Consider the following 19325-nt stretch of genomic DNA (forward strand, 5'->3'; position numbering starts at 1 on the left):
CTCAGGAACCGCCCTTGGTCACACCCGTCTTCTTGCAGCTCTCCTGCTTGCCCGTCGCCTTGCCGACATCGCCCTTCTGGAGTTCCTGGAGCGCCTTGTCGCCGCTCTGCCCCAGGGACTTGAGTTTGGCGGCCACGGAGTCGAGCCCCTCGTCGAACTTGTCGTCGGTGGGGAGCTTGTCGGTGGCGACCTTGAGGTCGTGGTACTGGTCCGCGATGTGGTCCAGTTCCTTGACCGCGTCCTTCTGCAGGGTCTCGCCGTCGTCCACGGGGGGCGGCCCCGCCTTCTTCACCGCCGAGGCCATGGCCTTGTACGCATCGGAGACCTTCTGGAACCCGGCGGAGTCGGCCTTCTTGACCTCTTCGGGGGACTTGGCCGCCTGGGACGCGTCGGCGATCGAGGCATTGGCCTGATCGATCTTGTTGAGCTGGGGCTGGAGGTCGTCGCAGACCTGCTTGGCCCAGTCGTCGGTCTTGCCACTGTCGTCACTGCAACCAGTCAGCGCGAGCACGAGCACCGCACCGCCGGACAGCGCCGCCGCGAGCTTCTTGTTCACCGGATCGGTCCCTTCCATGGCTGTTCGGCCCGGAACATACACGCCAGAGCGGGAGTGGCGGCGAGCCGGAAGAACCTTATGCCTACTATTGCAGCCATTTGCACCAACAGTTGGGCGCGACATCCCACACGCGCCCGCCCACCTGCCCCACCGAGCCCCCACCGAGCCCCCGGCGTGCCCTCGCCGTGCCCCGGGCGTGCCCCCGGCGTGCCCCCCGACGGACAAGACACGGGCGGGCATACGGCCGGGCATACGGGTCGGGAGACGCCCGGAGGCGGCGGACGGCGCGGGGGCGGACAGCCGCAGAGAGGCGCGGACAGCTGCGGACAGCCGCGGGGGCTGCGGCTCCGCGGAGGCTCCCGCGGAGCCGGTACGCGACGGCGGCGGAGCCGGAAGTGGCCGCGGGAGACGCGGCGAGCGGGCGGGACGCCAACGCGTCCCGCCCGCTCGCCGGTTGACGGTCACCGCTCGCGCGGCCGTCGTACGGCCCTGTGGCCCTACGGCGGTACCCCTGCGAAGCGGCCGCCGACCCGCCTGCTCCGGCCCGGTGCCCAGGGGCTACGAGGCAGCCACCGGGTCCACCGGATCCGCGGGATCGACCGGCGGGTCGGAGGGCTCGGCACGCCGCTCGGCGGTGTTCTCGTCCGTCACGGCGACACCGCGCCGCTTGGAGAGGTAGACGGCGCCGACGACGACCGCCACGGCGACCAACGAGACCACCACTCGCACGCCGACGCTCTTGTCCTCGCCGTAGCTGAACTGCACCACGGCCGGTGCGATCAGCAGCGCCACCAGGTTCATCACCTTCAGCAGCGGGTTGATCGCCGGGCCGGCGGTGTCCTTGAACGGGTCGCCGACCGTGTCACCGATGATGGTGGCCTCGTGGGCCTCGCTGCCCTTTCCGCCGTGGTGGCCGTCCTCCACCAGCTTCTTCGCGTTGTCCCAGGCACCGCCCGAGTTGGCGAGGAAGACCGCCATCAGGGTGCCGGCGCCGATCGCCCCGGCGAGGAACGCCGCCAGCGCCCCGACCCCGAAGGTGAAGCCGACCAGGATCGGCGCCATCACGGCCAGCAGCCCCGGAGTCGTGAGCTCCCGCAGCGCGTCCTTGGTGCAGATGTCCACCACCCGGCCGTACTCGGGCTGCTCGGTGTAGTCCATGATCCCCGGACGCTCCCGGAACTGCCGCCGTACCTCGAAGACGACCGAACCCGCCGAGCGGGACACGGCGTTGATGGCGAGCCCCGAGAACAGGAACACCACCGCGGCCCCGAACATCAGCCCGACCAGCGTGCTGGGCTGGGCGATGTCCACGAGTTCCAGCATCTTGCCCGCGCTCTGGTCCGCGTCGGTGAGCGCCTGGGCCAGTTCGGTGCGGTACGAACCGAAGAGCGCGGCGGCGGCGAGCACCGCCGTGGCGATGGCGATGCCCTTGGTGATCGCCTTGGTGGTGTTGCCCACCGCGTCCAGATCGGTGAGGACCTGGGCGCCCGCGCCCTCGACGTCGCCGGACATCTCCGCGATGCCCTGCGCGTTGTCCGAGACGGGCCCGAAGGTGTCCATGGCGACGATCACGCCGACGGTGGTCAGCAGCCCGGTCCCGGCCAGCGCGACGGCGAACAGCGCCAGCATCACCGTGCCGCCGCCCAGCAGGAACGCGCCGTAGACGCTCAGCCCGATCAGCAGCGCCGTGTAGACGGCCGACTCCAGGCCGATGGAGACGCCCGAGAGCACGACCGTCGCCGGCCCCGTGAGGGAGGTCCTGCCGATGTCCCGCACCGGCTTGCGAGTGGTCTCCGTGAAGTAGCCGGTCAGCTGCTGGATGACGGCGGCGAGCACGATGCCGATCGCGACCGCCACGACCGCCAGCATGCGCGGATCACCGCTGTGCCCCAGGATCTCCTGCGCGTCGTCTCCCGAGACGCCCTTGAGGTCCGCGTAGCTGGAGGGCAGGTAGATGAAGGCGGCGATCGCCACCAGCGCGAGCGAGATCACGGCCGAGATGAAGAAGCCCCGGTTGATCGCGGTCATCCCGCTGCGATCGGCGCGGCGCGGGGCCACGGCGAACACCCCGATCATGGCGGTGATCACCCCGATGGCGGGCACGAGCAGCGGGAAGACCAGCCCGTCGTTGCCGAAGACGGCCGTGCCGAGAATGAGCGCGGCCACCAGCGTCACGGCGTACGACTCGAACAGGTCGGCCGCCATACCGGCGCAGTCGCCGACGTTGTCGCCGACGTTGTCCGCGATGGTGGCCGCGTTGCGCGGGTCGTCCTCCGGAATGCCCTGCTCGACCTTGCCGACCAGGTCGGCGCCCACGTCGGCGGCCTTGGTGAAGATCCCGCCGCCGACTCGCATGAACATCGCGATCAGCGCGGCGCCGAGGCCGAAGCCCTCCAGCACCTTGGGCGCGTCGGCCGCGTAGACGAGCACCACGCAGGACGCACCGAAGAGGCCGAGCCCGACGGTGAACATTCCGACGACGCCGCCGGTGCGAAAAGCGATCTTCATCGCCCGGTGGGAAACGGCGGTGAGATCGCCGGACCCTTCCTCAGCGCCCGGCGCCGGGGTCGCCTCACGGGCCGCGGCGGCCACGCGCACATTGCTGCGCACCGCGAGCCACATGCCGATATAGCCGGTCGCCGCCGAGAATCCGGCACCGACCAGGAAGAACAACGACCGGCCGATCCGCTGCTGCATATCGTCGGCCGGCAACAACATGAGCAGGAAGAAGACCACCACCGCGAATACCCCGAGGGTACGCAGCTGCCGCGCCAGGTAGGCGTTCGCGCCCTCCTGCACGGCAGCGGCGATCTTCTTCATGCTGTCGGTGCCCTCGCCCGCGGCGAGCACTTGTCGTACCAGCACCATGGCGACGCCGAGCGCTGCGAGCGCGACAACCGCGATCACGATCGCGAGTCCCCGATTGCCACTGGTCAGCTCTGCGGCGTCCGCGAGGTACTGGGGTTGGTGGAGTGGGCTGAGATGCCCCGCCATTCGTCCTCCTTGACGTTTGGCACATGGGCGCGCGCAAGCACGCTCAGGCGTCCTGCTGCAAAGATGTGGACGGATTGTAGGGAGCGCCACTAGATCAAAACAGAGCGCAGCAGCGAGAATTCGCCGGGATCGGCGAAGATCAGCCGCGCAGGAAGCAGATAGTTCGCTCGCACGAGGGAATCCGCAAATTCAACTGACCCAAGGAAAACGATCTATCGGGTGAACGAAGAGGGTCGGTGCAGCCGGTTTAATGGCTGGTCAGAAATATCGAACCAGATCTTCTGAAGATCAGAAATGAAGATCACGAAAACTGGCACGGACGAGTGACCCGAAGATCGAAAATCTCCTCGGGACGTGACGGGCTATGACGGGTGAGGATGTGGAGGTCCGGAAATATTTCGGGGAAGGACGGGTCCAGGGGGTCGGAGACAGCTCCAATGCGGCGGTCGCCGTGCCGACGGCAGCCCGCGGACTCGGCCCCCGGCACGGCTTGCCGGGACCCGGACAGGCATGCGCGGGCGACGATCTGGGACGTCACGAGAGCCCGGCTCCGGGCATAACGGTCCAGACGTACGGCTCCTCCCCGGGAACAGTCCGCCGACCGCGGGACCAGGCCGTGCCGGACCGGAGGAGCCGGTCCGGGTTTCGCCTCAGGAAGGCAGAGCCGCTCCGGGCGGAGACACCGGTTCCGGGGCCAGGGAGGAGACCGCCCTCCGACCCCCGGCAAGCACAAGGCAACCCGGGGTGGGTCGCGAACCGGCCCGGGGTGGGGCGAGCCGACCCGGGGTGGGCGCGAGCCCGGTTCCCGGTCCGGGAACAGGTCCGGGACCGAAGACAGCCCCGGCTCAGGGGAGGACGGGCTCCGTCGTGGGCCAGCTCATACGGATCACGCCGCCGTTCTCGTCGGTCGTCACCTCGACGTCGTCCACCAGCCCGCTGATCACCGCGAGCCCCATCTCTCCGTCGCCCTCGTCCTCCTCGGGGACCGGTTCGGGGATCTCGTCACGGGCGCCGGGCATCAGTGCTCCCTCGGCCTCCACGAGACCACCCGCCGCGCCGCCCGTGGGGCCGCTGCCGTTTCCGGCGGCCTTGGCATCGGCCGCGGCACCGTTCTGCGGTGCTGCCGAGGCTCCGGCGCCGAGCGTGCCGCCGGGCAGCGAGAAGCGCCGGTGCGGCGCCTCGTCCCCGACTTCGATCGAGAACTTCTTCTCGTCCTCGATGAGCGACACCCGCACCGGGCTGCTGAGGCCGTGACTCATGTGCAGTCCGACGGCGCGGGTGCACGCCTCGCCGACGGCCAGCCGCACCTCGTCGAGCACGGCTTCGTCGACGCCGGCCCGGCGCGCCACGGCGGCAGCCACCAGCCGCGCCGTACGGACGTGCTCCGGCAGCGCACTGAAGAGCAGCTCAACGGTGGCCATGCCATCCCCCTCGGTCTTCCCTGAAAGTCTGCGATGTCCGTCCGAGGACTCGGAGAGCCGGGCCCCGGCGCCCATGCGCCAGTCAGCCGATGAGCCGCCGGTCCGCCCCACTGGGGACGGACCGGCGGTCCGGCGTGTCAGTCAGTGGCCGCTACGGCCTCGTCGACCGAGGAGTGGATCGGGAACACCTTCGTCAGACCGGTGATCCGGAAGATCTTGAGAATGCGCTCCTGGTTGCAGACCAGGCGCAGCGAGCCCTCGTGGGCACGCACCCGCTTGAGCCCACCCACGAGCACGCCGAGCCCGGTGGAGTCGAGGAAGTCGACGCCCTCCATGTCCACGACGAGGTGGTAACTGCCGTCGTTTACGAGCTCGACCAACTGCTCACGCAGCTTGGGCGCGGTGTATACATCAATCTCGCCACCGACCTCGACGATCGTGCGATCGCCGACGGTTCGGGTCGACAGGGACAGGTCCACGGATCCTCCAGCACCTTGCTATCGAGCGGTCAGCCCCCTCGGTTCTCCCTCCCCCTGCCCTGACGGAGGGAGGTACCCCCAAAGGCAGGGGACGGATCGGCAGCCGCAGAGGCATTCAATCACTTACCAGCAGGAGGGGACGACGCCTTGCGGTCATTGTCCGCCTCGCCAGTGACACACTCGGTACCGATGGCCAACGAACAGCACACCCGGTCCGCGAGCGTACGCCCGCGAGTCGAGCCGCAGCGCTCGGCCTCCCGCGGCGACCCTCGCGACGTGCTCGCTCGTCTCACCAAGGGGCCGGACCGCGCCGGACGTGTCACCCATACGGAGCACTTGCCCCCGCGAAACGGTCGCCATGCAGAATGGCCCGACCGGATCCGGCCGGAAGTGATCGATGCCGTGCAGCAGACAGGCATCGACCGTCCCTGGGAGCACCAGGCCCGCGCCGCCGCCCACGCCCTCGACGGCGACTCCGTGATCATCGCCACAGGCACCGCCTCCGGAAAATCCCTCTCCTACCTCGTCCCCGTGCTCAGCACGCTGCTGGACGGTTCCGAGGCCCCGAACGGCCGCGGCGCCACCGCGCTGTACCTCTCGCCCACCAAGGCACTCGCGGCGGACCAGCGGCGCGCCGTCACCGATCTGGCCTCCCCGCTGGGCACCGGAGTGCGGGCGGCCGTCTTCGACGGGGACACTCCGGTGGAGGAGCGCGAATGGGTGCGGCTGTACGCCAATTACGTGCTGACCAACCCGGACATGCTCCACCGCGGCCTACTGCCCGGGCACAGCCGGTGGTCCTCGTTCCTGCGGGCCCTGCGCTACGTGGTCGTCGACGAGTGCCACACCTACCGCGGCGTCTTCGGCTCCCACGTCGCCCAGGTGCTGCGGCGCCTGCGCCGGGTGTGCGCACGCTACGGCTCCGAACCGGTCTTCCTGCTGGCCTCCGCCACCGCGGCGGCGCCCGGCGAGGGAGCAGCCCGCCTCACCGGTATACGCCCGGTCGAGATCACCGAGGACACCTCCCCGCGGGGAGAGACCGTCTTCGCCCTGTGGGAGCCGCCGTTGACCGAACTGGAGGGCGAACGCGGCGCCCCGGTCCGCCGCACCGCCACCGCCGAGGCCGCCGAGCTGCTCACCGATCTGGCGGCCCAGGAGGTACGTACCGTCGCCTTCGTACGCTCCCGCCGCGGCGCCGAGCTGATCTCCCTCATCGCCCAGGACCGCCTCGCCGCTCTCCCCGCGCCCCGCCGCCCCGGCCCGGACGGACGCCCGCCGCCGGAAGCGGCCCGCGACACCGCAGCGGCGCCCGGCAGCCCGCGGATCGGAGAACCCCGCAGCGCCGAGGACCCGGTACCGGGCGCGGCACGGCCTGCCGGGCTGTCCGCGCGGATCGCGGCCTACCGGGGCGGCTATCTTCCCGAGGAGCGGCGCGCCCTGGAACGGGCGCTGCACACCGGCGAGCTGCTGGGGCTCGCCGCCACGAACGCGCTGGAACTCGGTATCGACATCTCCGGGCTGGATGCCGTCCTCATCACCGGCTATCCCGGCACCCGCGCATCACTCTGGCAGCAGGCCGGGCGGGCGGGCCGGGCCGGTCAGGGTGCGCTGGCCATCATGATCGCCCGGGACGAGCCGCTGGACACCTATCTCGTCCACCACCCCGAATCCGTCTTCCACACCCCGGTCGAGTCCACCGTCCTGGATCCGCACAACCCCTACGTCCTGGCGCCCCACCTGTGCGCAGCCGCAGCCGAGCTCCCGCTCACCGAATCCGACTTCGCCCTCTTCGGACCGGAGACGCCTGAACTGCTGGGCAAGCTCGAAGAGCGCAAGCTGCTCCGGCGACGCAGCTCCGGCTGGCACTGGACCCGCAAGGAGCGGGCCGCCGACCTGACCGACATCCGCGGCAGCGGTGGTAAGCCGGTGCAGGTGGTGGAGGACGGCACGGGGCGGCTGCTGGGCACCGTCGACGCCGGTGCCGCACACACCACCGTCCACGAGGGCGCGGTCCATCTGCACCAGGGCCGCACCTACGTGGTGCGCCGGCTCGACCTGGAGGACTCCGCCGCGCTCGTCGAGGAGTCGTCGCCGCCGTGGACCACGATGGCGCGTGACACCACCTCTCTCGCCGTGCTGAAGACCGAGGCCGAGCGTCCCTGGGGCGATGCCCGGCTGTGCTTCGGTTCCGTCGAGGTCACCAACCAGGTCGTCTCCTATCTGCGCCGCCGTCTGCTGACCGGCGAGGTCCTCGGCGAGACCAAGCTCGACCTGCCGCCCCGCACCCTGCGCACCCGAGCGGTCTGGTGGACCGTCACCGAGGACCAGCTCGACGCCGCCCGGATCGACCCGGAGATCCTGGCCGGATCGCTGCACGCCGCCGAGCACGCAGCCATCGGCATGCTGCCGCTGTTCGCCACCTGCGACCGCTGGGACATCGGCGGTGTCTCCATCGCCCTGCACCCGGACACTCTCCTTCCCACCGTCTTCGTCTACGACGGCCAGCCCGGCGGGGCCGGCTTCGCCGAGCGGGCGTTCCACACCGCGCGCGGCTGGCTGACCGCCACCCGCGACGCCATCGCCGCCTGCGAGTGCGAGGCGGGCTGCCCGTCGTGCATCCAGTCGCCCAAATGCGGAAACGCCAACGACCCGCTCCACAAGCGCGGCGCCGTCCGGCTCCTCACCGAACTCCTCCGCTCCGCCACCTGAACCGCCGCCGGGCCCGCTCCCCCGGCGCCTCCTTCCTCCGGTCCCCCGGCCTCCTCCTTCCTCCGGCACCGTGCCTCCGCCCGGGCTCGGTCCCTGACTCCCGTCCGGCGGACGCGCGCCCAGCCCGCGGACCTCCCCGGCCGCCCTCAGCGGGACCGGCACGGGAGGGAGCGGAGAACCCGGTGGCCGGAAGCGCTCTCGGACGGCGCGACCCACGCATGGAGGAAGGCCGCGTGACGGCAGCGCCGGTGAGCCGGCCGAGGGCATCTGGGGGCAGGCCGACGTCCGACGGCCGCCGGAGGCCGCTGGACGGGCCGGTGGCACCGCTGGACTCGTCCGCCCCGTCGGTGGGCACGTCCGCGGTCGGCAGGTCGGCCGGGCCCGCACGGGCTCGCGCACGCGCCGTGTAGGGCCCCCACCGCAGTCGTGTCTCCAGATCCGCGACCTCGCCCCGGACCGTGCAGCGGGCCACCCGCGTGTGCTGCGCCCGGGCCACCCGGCGCGCCGTCGCACAGGCGCGGGCCGGGCCGGCCAGCGCACGGTCGGCCGCCGCGAGCGCCGCCAGATCGGCGGCGGCGCCCGCCCGGTGCCGTACCCAGACCGCCTGACCGAACCCCAGCACTCCCGCGAACACCCCGCACAGCGCCACGACGCTCAGCGCCGCCCACACCGAGGCCGACCCCCCGTCCTCACGGAATCCCGCTGCCACCCGCCCTCCTCTCATCCAGCGCAACCGCCTCCGCGTGCAGCTCCACGGTGAGCGGCACCGGGCCGACCGTTCGCGCCCGCACCGCGACCCGCACCAGTTCGCCCTCCCGTACCGTCTTCACCCGAGCGCCGGGCGGGGCGGCCGCTCGCGCAGCCTGCCGAACGCCGTCCTCGGGTTCGCCGCGGGCAGCCGCCCGTGCTCCGGCGCGCGCCGCGTCCACGCACTGGATCCGGGCCACCGCGGCCATCAGCCCCCACAGCAGCCCGGCCACCAGGAGCACCAGCGCCGGGATCACCACAGCGGCCTCCGCCGTCACATATCCGGCGCACCGATCGGTCCTCCGCGGCCGCCCTCCGCTGCCTGCGCCGAGATCCCGGACCCACTGTCCACGGCCGGGCCGTCCACGGCCGAGCCGCCGGCCCCGGCCCGGCGCCCGGTCAGAACGGCGCACGGAGCGCCCGTTCGACGAGACCTTGCAACTGGGCGCTCACCGCACCGCTGGTGACGACCTTGTAGAGCACTGCGGCCAGTGCGACCGCTGCGAGCGTGCCCATGGCGTACTCGGCCGTACTCATCCCCCTGTCCCCGCCGGGGCGCCGCAGCTTCGCGCGCTCCCACAGCCGGCGCAGCCTCACGACTCCTGTCATCCGCTCGTCCTCCCGCACCCGATGTCCTCTCTCGTTCTGCACTGAGCGAGCCGCACGCAGCCCGCGACCGGCCCGTGTGCCGCCTGCCGCCGCTCACCACAGCGACCGGGCGAGCCCCAGCAACACGGGTACGACTCCGACCACCAGGAACGCGGGCAGGAAGCACAGCCCCAGGGGCCCGGTGACCAGTACCGCCGCCCGTCTCGCCCTGCTGCCCGCGACCCGGGCCCGGCTGCCTCGCAGCTCGGCAGCCAACCGGGCGACGGACTCGACCGCGGGCACTCCGGCCGACCCGGCACGCTCCATGCACCGGGCGAACTCCACGCCCCAGGGCCGCTCGGCGAACCGTCCCCACACCAGCGCGGGTTCGGCGCCCAGGCGCAGCTCCACAGCGGCTCGCACCAGCCGTGTCCCCAACGGGCCGCCGACCGAGCCGCCGACGGCCTCGGCGGCGCGGCCGGGACCGGCCCCGGCCGCCAGGCAGGCCGCGATCAGCTCGGCGACCAGGGGGAGCTGTTCCTCTTCGATCAGCTCCGTACTGCTCCGGGCATCCTGTGCGGCGGCACGCCGCCGCAGCAGGCGCCACGTTCCCCAGGCGGCCGCGCCACCCACCAGCCATCCCGCCGCTCCGCCGACCAGCAGAGCTCCCAGCACACCGGCGCCTGCCGAAGCGACGCCCTCGCGTACCTGCCTCGTGCGCAGTCTGTCGGTGAACCGCTTCCCGCTGCCCGTCCGCCCCGTCGGCCAGTGGCCGACCCTGTCCGGTCTCCCTTGCGCCGGGACTCCGCACATGAGGTGTGCGCGGCGCCGGACGGATCCCTCCGTCCTGAGTGCCCCCAGTGCCTGCGCCAGGCACCACGCTGCCGCCAGCGTCCCCGCGGCAGCCGGGGCCCATGTCCACACCCTGGGGACGACGTCGCCCCATCCGGCGTTCACGTCGACCAGCTCCTGCCGGGCTGTTCGTCCCGCTCCACCTCGAGTGCGGGAGCCGTGGCACCGGCGGGCCCCGCTGCACGCTCGGCGGCGCGCACGATGCGGGTGACCCACAGCAGCCCGGCCCACTCCAGCAGCGCTCCGACGACCAGGCAGCCGAAACCGGTCGGCGTGTGCAGGAGGATCCAGAGCGGATCGGCGTCCATGGCGGTGCCCAGGGCCAGCCCGAAGACCGGCAGCAGCGCCAGCACCAGGGCGGTGGAGCGGGGCCCGGCCAGTTGCGCCCGCAGTTCCGCACGTTGCTCGCCGCGGGCGCGCACCGCTCCGGCCACCCGCTCCAGCCCCTCGGCCAGCCCTGCTCCGCCCTCGACGGCCACCTGCCAGCAGGCAGCCGCCCCGGCCAGCCCCTCCGCTCCGGGCAGCAGCGCGGCCTCGCGCAACTCCGCCGGTACATCGCCACCGAACCGGGCCGCGGCGAGCACTGCTGCTCCCGCGTCCCCCAGGCTCCGCAGCGCCGCACGGTCGACGGCCAGCAGCGCGCCGTCCGGCTGCTTCCCGGCCCGCAGTTCGCCCGCCACCGCCGCACACAGCCGGGCCACAGCAGTCTCGCGCTCCTGGGCCAGCAGCCCCGCCGCACGCCGCCGCAGCCACCTCCGGGCCAGGGGAACGGCGGCGAGCCCCGCCACCACCGGGATCCAGGACCGGCCCAGCAGCGCCACCAGCACTCCTGCCAGCAGGCACCACCATTCGTGCCCGGCCCGCACCGCGAAGCGCGCCCGGGCCGCGGCGGCGGCTTCCCGCCAGCGGTCCGGCAGGGCGACGGCTGAGCGCCGCGCCGACGTCTCCGCTCCGCCTGCGAGCAGCAATCCGGCCCGCCGGGCGCCTTCGTGGCGCCCGGTCAGCAACCAGGCCGCCGCGCCCGCGCACATCGCCGCGGCGTACGCCGCGTGGGTCACCGGGGATTCGCTTCCCGCCGCCACGGCTGCGGTACAGCTCATCGGGGGCTCCTCTGCTCGGGCCATGGCCCGGTCGGTGGTACCGGAGCCGCAACGGCACCGGCTGAGGCCGGGAGCGGCGCTCGGGCACGTCCCGCTACGGGAGCGGCGCTTCCGGGGAGGGCCACGCTCTCGGCGGGCAGGCCGTCGCCGTCCGTTCCGTCGGCGTGCCGCCGCAGGAACAGCTCCTGCAGCCGTTGCCAGCCGCGCGCCCGGACGAACCCGGTTGCGGGGTCGCGGGGGCCGCCCGCTCCCGGACCGCTCCACACGGCGGCAGGCACCGTCGCCACCAGACCGGCCGCGTCCCGCTTCAGCACGTGGATCTGGGCGATCCGCCGCCTGCCGTCGCGCCCCCGGGCCACGTGGACGATCAGGTCCAGCGCCGCCGCCAACTGGCTGTGCAGCGCGGCCCTGTCCAGGCCCGCGGTGCCGGCCAGGGCTTCCAGCCGTGCCGGAACGTCGGCGGCGGCGTTGGCGTGCACGGTCCCGCACCCGCCCTCGTGACCGGTGTTCAGGGCGGCCAGCAGGTCGGTGACCTCGGGACCCCGGACCTCGCCCACGACCAGGCGGTCGGGCCGCATGCGCAGCGCCTGCCGCACCAGATCGCGCAGATCCACCCGGCCCACGCCTTCCTGGTTGGCCGGGCGTGCCTCCAGTCGCACGACGTGGGGATGGTCGGGGCGCAGTTCGGCCGAGTCCTCAGCGAGGACGATGCGTTCGTCGGGGCCGACCAGCCCCAGCAGTGTGGACAGCAGTGTCGTCTTGCCGCATCCGGTGCCGCCGCTGACCACGAAGGAGAGGCGGGCGTCCAGTACGGCGCGCAGCAGCCGTTCCCCGCCCGGCGGCACCGTCCCGGCGGTGACCAGCTCCGCCAGGCCGAAGGCGCGGGGGCGCATCACCCGCAGGGACAGGCAGGTGCAGCCCACGGCGACCGGGGGCAGTACCGCGTGCAGTCTGGTGCCGTCCGGGAGCCGGGCGTCGACCCAGGGCCGGGCGTCGTCGAGCCGGCGCCCCGCGGAGGTCGCCAGCCGCTGCGCGAGCCTGCGCACGGCGGCGGCGTCGGGGAAGCGCACCCGGGTCGGCTCCAGACCCCGGCCGCGATCCACCCAGACCTGGTCGGGCGCGGTGACCAGCACGTCGGTGGCCTCGGGGTCGGCCAGCAGCGGTTCGAGCGGGCCGACTCCGACGAGTTCGGAGCGGAGGGCCTCCACGACCCCCAGTACCGCGCTGTCGCCCATCAGCCGTCCCTGGGCCCGCAGTGCGGCGGCCACCGCGGCGGGTGTCGGCTCGGCGCCCGCTTCGGCGAGGCTGCGCCGCACCGAGTCCAGCAGCCGGGTGCCTGCGCTGGTCGCGCCCGTGCGGGGTGCGGCGCCCGGCGTCGGCGCGGCCTCTCGCGCGCCGTTGTCCCGCGCGGTCACGCGGCCACTCCTGCTCCGCTGAGCGCCTGCTCCCAGAACCGGCCGCAGAAGCGGGCCAGGGCACCGTCCTTCGCGGAGCCGGGCGGCCTGCCACGGTCGACGTCCGCGAGCAGTCCGCGCTCCCAGGGGAGTTCACCGGCCAGCGGCAGTCCGAGCAGCCGGGCGACTTCCGTGTCGTCGAGTCCGGCGTCGTGCCGGTTGCGGCGCTGTGGGCCGCCCGGGGGACGCACGACCGCCCGCAGGTCACGGACCACCAGTCGGGTGCGGGCGGCCACCCGGTGGGCCGCGGCGACCGCGCGCAGTTCCGCGGGGACGACCGCAAGTCCGAGGTCGAGCTGCACCAGCGCTTCCGCGACCGTCGCGTCCACCTGCCGGGGCAGGTCGACGACGACCACTCCGCCGCGCCGCCGCGCGGCGGAGAGCACCGCCTTCATGGCATCGGCGGGCACCAGCGCCCGCTCGCCCCGGTCCCAGCTGAGCACGCTCAGGTCGTGCGCCCGGGGCAGGGAGTCGGCGAGGGCGGCGCCACCGACCCGGCCGCGGGATTCCGCGAAATCGGGCCATCGCAGCCCTTGCGTCCGCTCCGCGCCGAGCAGGATGTCCAGGCCGCCGCCGAGCGGGTCGGCATCGACGAGCGTCGTCCGCTCTCCGGCGGCGGCCGCGGTGACCGCCAGGGCGCACGCCAGGGTGGAGGCCCCGGCTCCGCCCCTGCCGCCGATGACTCCCACGGTCAGCGCCGTACTGCCGACCCCTTCCAGGGCGTCGGCGATGCGGCCGGTCAGCCAGCTCTCCGCGTCGGGCAGCAGGGCCACGCTCTCCGCGCCGACACGTACTCCGCGCTCCCAGACGCCCGGATCGTCCCAGTCCCGCCCGATCAGCAGTACTCCGGGCCGCCGCGGGACCGGTCCGTCCGCGCCGGGCGTGTCGTCGTCGGCACGGCCGAAGCCGGAGGCGCCGACGCAGTCGTCGCCGACCAGCACCAGGGGCGCCCGCTCCCAGGAGGCGGCACCGCTCCAGGAGGCCCACCCCGCGCCGCTCGTCGGGCCGCCATGAGCGACCTGGGGCTCCGTCCCGGCGGCTGCGCACAGTCGCAGTAGGTCATCGAGGAGTTCCTCGTCCTCGGTGACAATCAGAATGTTTTCGGCCACGCTCCGGGCCCTCCCCGTCAGTTGGGCACTCGCGTCCGCAAACGCCTGCGGACACCGACGGGATTCACGGTGCAGCGAACCGGAAAAACTTGTGGATCATGGTCGAAAACTGTGGACAACCCAGAGACTGTGAATAACTCACTCACCCAAACCAGTGACCATCACAGAGCAGTCTTTCGATTACACTGCGTCACCCCGAGGGGGAATCTGGAAGTCCGTTACCGGGAGATCGAAAAAGCCCCGACCCCTGTGGGCCGAGGCCGAGAAATGCCCCCGGACATGCGACGACCCCCGCCGGGGGGGGAGAGCGGGGGTCGTCCCCACGGCCGACTCGGGGGGGGAGGAGTCGGGCCGGGTTAGCACGGTCGCGAACGATCCGTGACTTCCATGGTGTACCCGAGAGCCTTCTCAGGCAAACCCACGCGCCCCAGCTTACGCCGAATGGTGGGCGCCTATGCTCGGTGCCGTGAAAAATCTCGCGATGCCCCGGACAGCCGCCTTCTTCGATCTGGACAAGACGGTCATTGCGAAGTCGAGCACGCTCACCTTCGGCAAGTCCTTCTACCAGGGTGGCCTGATCAATCGCCGCGCAGTGCTCCGGACTGCCTACGCGCAGTTCGTATATCTCCTCGGAGGCGCCGATCACGACCAGATGGAACGGATGCGGGAGTACCTCTCCGGACTCGCCCGCGGTTGGGACGTCGAGCAGGTCAGAGAGATCGTCGCGGAGACGATCCACGGCCTGATCGACCCGATCATCTACGACGAGGCCGCCTCCCTCATCGAGAAGCACCATCTGGCGGGCCGCGACGTGGTCATCGTCTCGTCCTCCGGCGCCGAGGTGGTCGAGCCGATCGGCCGGATGATCGGCGCCGACCGGGTGGTCGCCACGCGCATGGTCGTCGCGGAGGGCCGCTTCACCGGAGAGATCGAGTACTACGCCTACGGCCCGACCAAGGCGGAAGCGATCCGGGAACTGGCGGAGTCCGAGGGGTACGACCTGGCGCGGTGCTACGCCTACAGCGACTCGGTCACGGACCTGCCGATGCTGGAGGCGGTCGGCAGTCCGCACGCCGTCAATCCGGACCGGGCTCTGCGCAAGGAGGCACTCGCGCGCGACTGGCCCGTGCTGGCGTTCTCCCGGCCCGTACGGCTCAGGCAGCGCATCCCCGCACTGTCCATGCCTTCGCGGCCCGCGCTCGCGCTGACAGCTGTGGCGGTGGGCGCCGCCGCGGCGACAGCGGGCTTCGTGTGGCTCAACAACCGGAACCGGCCGACTCCGCTGTTCCGCCGCTCCTGACCCCCTGACCCACCACGACACCCACCGCCACACACAGGCACGCCCCCTCTTCCTGTCAGAACGCCACAGAACGGGCAGAGTAAAGATCTGACGGCGGGGCTTCCACTCACTCCCGGCGGGGAGTACAAAGGAATCGACGGCCCGCGAGACCGACGGCATCCGAGAGGATCCCGTTTCACGCACACGGCCCCACGGACCGGAAGCATGAATACCGGGCACCCACGCGACGCAGAGCCCGCGATCGGGCAGGTCCCCTCAGGGACGGGCAAAGACTCCGCCCTGACGTTCGGACATCATCACGCACGCACTGGTAACCCGGTGGACATGCCAGCGACGGCCCTGCCTCCGACGGCGGGGCCGCTCGCATTCCCGGCCCAATCGGCCGCGACGTCCGACCGGTCCTCGCCCGGCGTCCGACCTGTCCACCGCTTCACGCCCCGGCGCCGACTCATCCCCGCGGCGATGTTCGACCGTCCGCCACCTCACGGCTTCCGGGGCCGTCCCGAGGGCCGGACCCCTGCCCGGCAGTCGCTCAGGCCGCTCCCCGCTGCATTGCCTCGCACACCGCGGTGCTCTCCCGGACACCGAGTTCGACCGCGCGTCCGCAGTGCGCGATCCACTGGGTCACCCCTTCGGGTGTTCCTGAGGCGTAGCCGCGCAGGGCCGTCAGATACGCCTCCCCGCCCAGCTCCGCATGGCCCACCTCGGCCGGGCAGACGGCCTTGGGGTCGAGGCCGCTGCCCACCAGCACGACGCGCTCCGCGGCACGTGCGACCTGCCCGTTGTACGAACCGAACGGGCGCAGCACCTGGAGTTCGCCGTGCACGACAGAGGAGGTCACCAGCGCGGGGGCCGCGGTGCCGCCGGTGATGAGCTGCGCCAGCCCGTCCAGCCGAGCCGCGACCTCGTCGGCCCCGGGCAGCTCCAGGCCGAGCTCCGGGCCGTCGACCGGCTCTCCGGGACGGCGCGGCCGGCCCACTGTGCCCTCGGGCGCCACACCGCCGGCGGCGACCAGGTGCAGCCGGGCGAGGACGCGCAGCGGGGACTGCGGCCAGATGTCGAGCAGCTGCCCGGCCTCGGCCGTCACCCGCAGGCCCGCACCGACCGTGCGGGCGTCGGGTTCCACGCCGAAGTCGCTGCGTCGGCGCACCTCTTCGAGCGCCCAGTCGACGCCTTCCGAAGCGGCGGTGGCACGGGCTCCGCGCAGGGCGGCCTCAGCGCTGACCTCGCTGCTGCGGCGGCGCATGACACGGTGCCCGTAGACCCGGTCGACGGATCCGCGCACGGACTCGACGGCCTCCGGTACGCCCGGCAGCGCAGCGAGGGAGGCCAGCGGATCGGCCGCGGCGGACCCATGGGCCGAGGAGTTCGAGGAGTCCGAGGAGTTCGAGGTGCCGCCGTCGTCGGGGCGAGCGGTGCTACTCATGCGTACGACCCTACGCACCCGACCGGGCGGCCCAACCCCACGATCGAGTGGTCTTCTTCACTCGCGTCCGCCGGTGCGGTGCTCCGGACCGCTTACGCTGTTGAACATGAAGATCGCTTTCGTAGGGAAGGGCGGCAGCGGGAAGACCACGCTGTCCTCGCTGTTCGTGCGCCATCTCGCCGCCCGGGGCACTCCCGTCGTCGCCGTCGACGCCGACATCAACCAGCACCTGGGCGCCGCACTGGGACTGGACGACTCCGAGGCCGCGGCGCTGCCCGCGCTGGGCGCCCACCTGCCGCTCATCAAGGAGTACCTGCGGGGCAGCAACCCGCGGATCGCCTCCGCCGAGAAGATGATCAAGACGACGCCGCCCGGCGAGGGCTCCCGGCTGCTCCGGCTGCAGGAGGACAACCCGGTCTACGACGCCTGCGCACGCGCTGTCGCACTGGACGGCGGGGATGTCCGGCTGCTGGCCACCGGCCCGTTCACCGAGTCCGACCTGGGCGTGGCCTGCTACCACTCCAAGACGGGAGCGGTGGAGCTGCTGCTGAACCATCTGGCGGACGACCGCGGGGAGTACCTCGTCGTGGACATGACGGCGGGCAGCGACTCCTTCGCCTCCGGCATGTTCACCCGCTTCGACATGACGTTCCTGGTGGCCGAGCCCACCCGCAAGGGCGTCTCGGTCTACCGGCAGTACAAGGAGTACGCACGGGACTTCGGGGTCGCCCTGCGCGTGGTGGGCAACAAGGTGCAGAGCGCGGACGATGTCGACTTCCTGCGCCAGGAGGTGGGCGAGGACCTGCTGGTGACCTTCGGCCACTCGGACTGGGTGCGGGCCATGGAGAAGGGCCGCCCGCGCCCCTTCGCCGAGCTGGAGGACGACAACGCCCGCTCCCTCGCCGCGCTGTACGAGACGGCCGACGCCGCGTACGAACTGCGGGATTGGAAGCGGTACATGCGGCAGATGGTGCACTTCCATCTGCGCAACGCGGAGAGCTGGGGCAACGAGAAGACCGGCGCGGATCTCGCGGCCCAGGTGGACCCGTCGTTCACACTGGCTGAGGGCCCACGGAAGGCGGCGACGCCGCAGCCGGCCTGACCGCTCCGCACGCGTCCGGCCGCACGCGGTTGCGCCGTGAGCTCCCGTTCCGGGCGACCGGGCCCGGAACGGGAGCCGCGCTCAGCTCGCCTCGGCCGCGGTGGTGTCCTCGGCGAGGAACCTGCGCCAGCCACCCGCGGGCTTCTCGCCGACCTGCAAGGTGCGCAGCTTGGCGAGTGTGTCCGGGTCCTGCGCGTCGAGCCAGTCGGCGAGTTGACGGAACGAGACGCAGCGGACGCCGTCCTTGCGGCAGACCGTCTTCATGACGTCCTCGACGGCGTCCATGTAGATGCCGCCGTTCCAGTCCTCGAAATGGTTGCCGATGATCATCGGTGCGCGGTTGCCCGCATAGGCGCGTCGGAATCCCTGCAGCAGGCCGTCGCGCATCTGGCGCTTCCAGTGCGGCCGCTTCTCCACTGCGCCGTCGACGCTGCCGGACTGGTTGGCGAGGAAGTTGTAGTCCATCGAGAGCGTCTCGAACGCCCGGCCGGGTACGGGGACCTGTTGCAGCGGCAGGTCCCAGAGCCCGTGCCGCTTGTCCGGCCACACCTGGGTGCCGTTGCCGCTGGAGTCGTAGCGGAAGCCCATCTGCGCGGCCGCCCTCAGCAGATTGTCCTGCCCCTCCAGACAGGGCGTGCGTCCGCCGACGAGTTCCCGCTTGTAGTCGAACGGGAGTGCCCGGGCCTTCTTCCACCCGGTGGTCGTCTTCCAGTTCTGGACGAACCAGCGGGCCTGCTCGATCTCGCTCTTCCACTGCTCGACCGACCACGCGCCCACGCCCTGGGGGCCGCAGAAGTGGCCGTTGAAGTGGGTGCCGATCTCGCTGCCGTCCAGCCAGGCCTTGCGGACCTGCCGGAGCGTGGCGCGCACGTGCTTGTCGTTGAGGTAGCCGATGTCGGAGGCACCGGGTGCGTGACCCGGCGGGGAGTAACGTTTCGCCTCTTCTTCCGGCAGCGTGTAGATGCCGCTGAGGAAGTAGGTCTGCGCCGCCCCGTACTTCCTGCCGAGCTTGCGGAAGTGGGAGAAGAGCCCCTTGTCGTCCTCTCCGGCTCCGTCCCAGGAGAAGACGACGAACTGCGGCGGCTTCTTCCCGGGCTTCAGCTTGTGCGGCGTGGGCTGGAACGGCTGGCGGCCCGTCAGCGAGGTCGAACCGTCCCCCAGGAGCTGGGGCTTGATCTGGGGTCGGGCCCCGGGCGCCCCGCCGGGCGACTCCTCGACCCGCTGCGCGCTCCCGCCCCCGGAGCAGCCCGCCGCAGTCAGGGACAGTGCCAGCACTGCCGGGACCACGGTGGTGAGAGCGGGTCTTCTTCGCGTGGCTGCCATCGGCTCACCTCGTCCTGTCGCCTTGTCTCGTCGGTCACCGGGCGGGACCGGCGTTGCCACGCTCATAAAAGTGACATGAGACGTTAATCAGACAAATAGGACAAGCGGCTTTTTCAGCACTGTTCACTCGATGGGTGGAACCCCGACCACCAGGCCCCACTCCGT

Annotated in this window: 16 protein-coding genes; 3 read left to right on the plus strand and 13 right to left on the minus strand. The window is 72.2% G+C overall.

The window, feature by feature from the left end:
* Position 1: 1 nt before the first annotated feature.
* The 4 genes from ACFYNS_RS08155 to bldG form a co-directional block, all read right to left on the minus strand.
* On the minus strand, positions 2-574 hold the full coding sequence (locus tag ACFYNS_RS08155) for a small secreted protein (protein ID WP_360293954.1): 573 nt from the start codon (positions 572-574) through the stop codon (positions 2-4).
* A gap of 540 nt (positions 575-1114) precedes the next feature.
* Positions 1115-3550 (minus strand): sodium-translocating pyrophosphatase, encoded by a 2436-nt coding sequence (locus tag ACFYNS_RS08160; RefSeq protein WP_360291416.1) that lies wholly within the window; start codon positions 3548-3550, stop codon positions 1115-1117.
* An 845-nt stretch (positions 3551-4395) separates the two neighbouring features.
* A complete protein-coding gene (locus ACFYNS_RS08165) occupies positions 4396-4971 on the minus strand; it encodes an ATP-binding protein (RefSeq protein WP_360291419.1) in 576 nt (191 codons plus the stop codon).
* A gap of 137 nt (positions 4972-5108) precedes the next feature.
* Complete coding sequence (gene bldG / locus ACFYNS_RS08170; protein WP_016473000.1) at positions 5109-5450, minus strand: anti-sigma factor antagonist BldG; 342 nt, start codon at positions 5448-5450, stop codon at positions 5109-5111.
* Positions 5451-5639: 189 nt separating this feature from the next.
* On the opposite strand from bldG, the gene ACFYNS_RS08175 reads away from it, so the two are divergent.
* On the plus strand, positions 5640-8159 hold the full coding sequence (locus ACFYNS_RS08175; protein WP_360291422.1) for a DEAD/DEAH box helicase: 2520 nt from the start codon (positions 5640-5642) through the stop codon (positions 8157-8159).
* On the opposite strand, the gene ACFYNS_RS08180 is transcribed toward ACFYNS_RS08175, so the two are convergent.
* From ACFYNS_RS08180 to ssd, 7 genes are all read right to left on the minus strand, one after another.
* A complete protein-coding gene (locus ACFYNS_RS08180) occupies positions 8131-8883 on the minus strand; it encodes an Rv3654c family TadE-like protein (protein WP_360291425.1) in 753 nt (250 codons plus the stop codon). The two genes, ACFYNS_RS08175 and ACFYNS_RS08180, sit on opposite strands and share 29 nt — an antisense overlap.
* On the minus strand, positions 8849-9184 hold the full coding sequence (locus tag ACFYNS_RS08185; RefSeq protein ID WP_360291427.1) for a TadE family type IV pilus minor pilin: 336 nt from the start codon (positions 9182-9184) through the stop codon (positions 8849-8851). Before ACFYNS_RS08185 ends, ACFYNS_RS08180 begins: the two co-directional genes overlap by 35 nt.
* 121 nt (positions 9185-9305) lie before the next feature.
* A complete protein-coding gene (locus tag ACFYNS_RS08190) occupies positions 9306-9515 on the minus strand; it encodes a DUF4244 domain-containing protein (protein WP_360291429.1) in 210 nt (69 codons plus the stop codon).
* 93 nt (positions 9516-9608) lie between these two features.
* A complete protein-coding gene (locus tag ACFYNS_RS08195; protein WP_388601565.1) occupies positions 9609-10169 on the minus strand; it encodes a type II secretion system F family protein in 561 nt (186 codons plus the stop codon).
* Positions 10170-10447: 278 nt separating this feature from the next.
* On the minus strand, positions 10448-11446 hold the full coding sequence (locus ACFYNS_RS08200) for a type II secretion system F family protein (protein ID WP_360291434.1): 999 nt from the start codon (positions 11444-11446) through the stop codon (positions 10448-10450).
* Positions 11443-12774: a TadA family conjugal transfer-associated ATPase gene (locus tag ACFYNS_RS08205; RefSeq protein ID WP_388601847.1), complete on the minus strand. Its 1332-nt coding sequence runs from the start codon at positions 12772-12774 to the stop codon at positions 11443-11445. The genes ACFYNS_RS08200 and ACFYNS_RS08205 overlap by 4 nt, the downstream gene beginning before the upstream one ends.
* An 83-nt stretch (positions 12775-12857) precedes the next feature.
* Positions 12858-14009, minus strand: coding sequence for a septum site-determining protein Ssd (ssd, locus tag ACFYNS_RS08210; RefSeq protein WP_388601568.1), 1152 nt, complete (start codon positions 14007-14009; stop codon positions 12858-12860).
* A 454-nt stretch (positions 14010-14463) separates the two neighbouring features.
* On the opposite strand from ssd, the gene ACFYNS_RS08215 reads away from it, so the two are divergent.
* The gene (locus tag ACFYNS_RS08215; protein ID WP_360291440.1) at positions 14464-15309 is read left to right on the plus strand and encodes an HAD family hydrolase; all 846 of its coding nucleotides are present in this window, start codon (positions 14464-14466) and stop codon (positions 15307-15309) included.
* A gap of 532 nt (positions 15310-15841) precedes the next feature.
* Here the strand turns inward: ACFYNS_RS08215 and ACFYNS_RS08220 are convergent.
* The gene (locus tag ACFYNS_RS08220; protein ID WP_388601571.1) at positions 15842-16735 is read right to left on the minus strand and encodes an oxidoreductase; all 894 of its coding nucleotides are present in this window, start codon (positions 16733-16735) and stop codon (positions 15842-15844) included.
* A 106-nt stretch (positions 16736-16841) separates the two neighbouring features.
* On the opposite strand from ACFYNS_RS08220, the gene ACFYNS_RS08225 reads away from it, so the two are divergent.
* Positions 16842-17837, plus strand: coding sequence for an ATP-binding protein (locus tag ACFYNS_RS08225; RefSeq protein ID WP_388601574.1), 996 nt, complete (start codon positions 16842-16844; stop codon positions 17835-17837).
* An 81-nt stretch (positions 17838-17918) separates the two neighbouring features.
* Here ACFYNS_RS08225 and ACFYNS_RS08230 read toward each other — a convergent pair whose 3' ends face one another.
* Positions 17919-19160 carry a hypothetical protein gene (locus tag ACFYNS_RS08230; RefSeq protein ID WP_388601576.1) on the minus strand — a complete coding sequence of 414 codons (1242 nt, stop codon included), beginning with the start codon at positions 19158-19160 and terminating at the stop codon, positions 17919-17921.
* Positions 19161-19325: the final 165 nt, after the last annotated feature.

Origin of the sequence: Streptomyces sp. NPDC006925 (assembly GCF_042869575.1) — a bacterium.
GTDB lineage: Bacteria > Actinomycetota > Actinomycetes > Streptomycetales > Streptomycetaceae > Streptomyces.

Excerpts from the sequence above, each read along its gene's own strand:
- ACFYNS_RS08165 (WP_360291419.1), bottom strand. The coding sequence starts at position 4,971 with ATGGCCACCGTTGAGCTGCTCTTCAGTGCGCTGCCGGAGCACGTCCGT.
- ACFYNS_RS08225 (WP_388601574.1), top strand. The coding sequence starts at position 16,842 with ATGAAGATCGCTTTCGTAGGGAAGGGCGGCAGCGGGAAGACCACGCTG.
- ACFYNS_RS08200 (WP_360291434.1), bottom strand. The coding sequence starts at position 11,446 with ATGAGCTGTACCGCAGCCGTGGCGGCGGGAAGCGAATCCCCGGTGACC.
- ACFYNS_RS08220 (WP_388601571.1), bottom strand. The coding sequence starts at position 16,735 with ATGAGTAGCACCGCTCGCCCCGACGACGGCGGCACCTCGAACTCCTCG.
- ACFYNS_RS08160 (WP_360291416.1), bottom strand. The coding sequence starts at position 3,550 with ATGGCGGGGCATCTCAGCCCACTCCACCAACCCCAGTACCTCGCGGAC.
- ACFYNS_RS08180 (WP_360291425.1), bottom strand. The coding sequence starts at position 8,883 with ATGAGAGGAGGGCGGGTGGCAGCGGGATTCCGTGAGGACGGGGGGTCG.
- ACFYNS_RS08215 (WP_360291440.1), top strand. The coding sequence starts at position 14,464 with ATGCTCGGTGCCGTGAAAAATCTCGCGATGCCCCGGACAGCCGCCTTC.
- ACFYNS_RS08230 (WP_388601576.1), bottom strand. The coding sequence starts at position 19,160 with ATGGCAGCCACGCGAAGAAGACCCGCTCTCACCACCGTGGTCCCGGCA.
- ACFYNS_RS08190 (WP_360291429.1), bottom strand. The coding sequence starts at position 9,515 with ATGACAGGAGTCGTGAGGCTGCGCCGGCTGTGGGAGCGCGCGAAGCTG.
- ACFYNS_RS08155 (WP_360293954.1), bottom strand. The coding sequence starts at position 574 with ATGGAAGGGACCGATCCGGTGAACAAGAAGCTCGCGGCGGCGCTGTCC.
- ACFYNS_RS08175 (WP_360291422.1), top strand. The coding sequence starts at position 5,640 with ATGGCCAACGAACAGCACACCCGGTCCGCGAGCGTACGCCCGCGAGTC.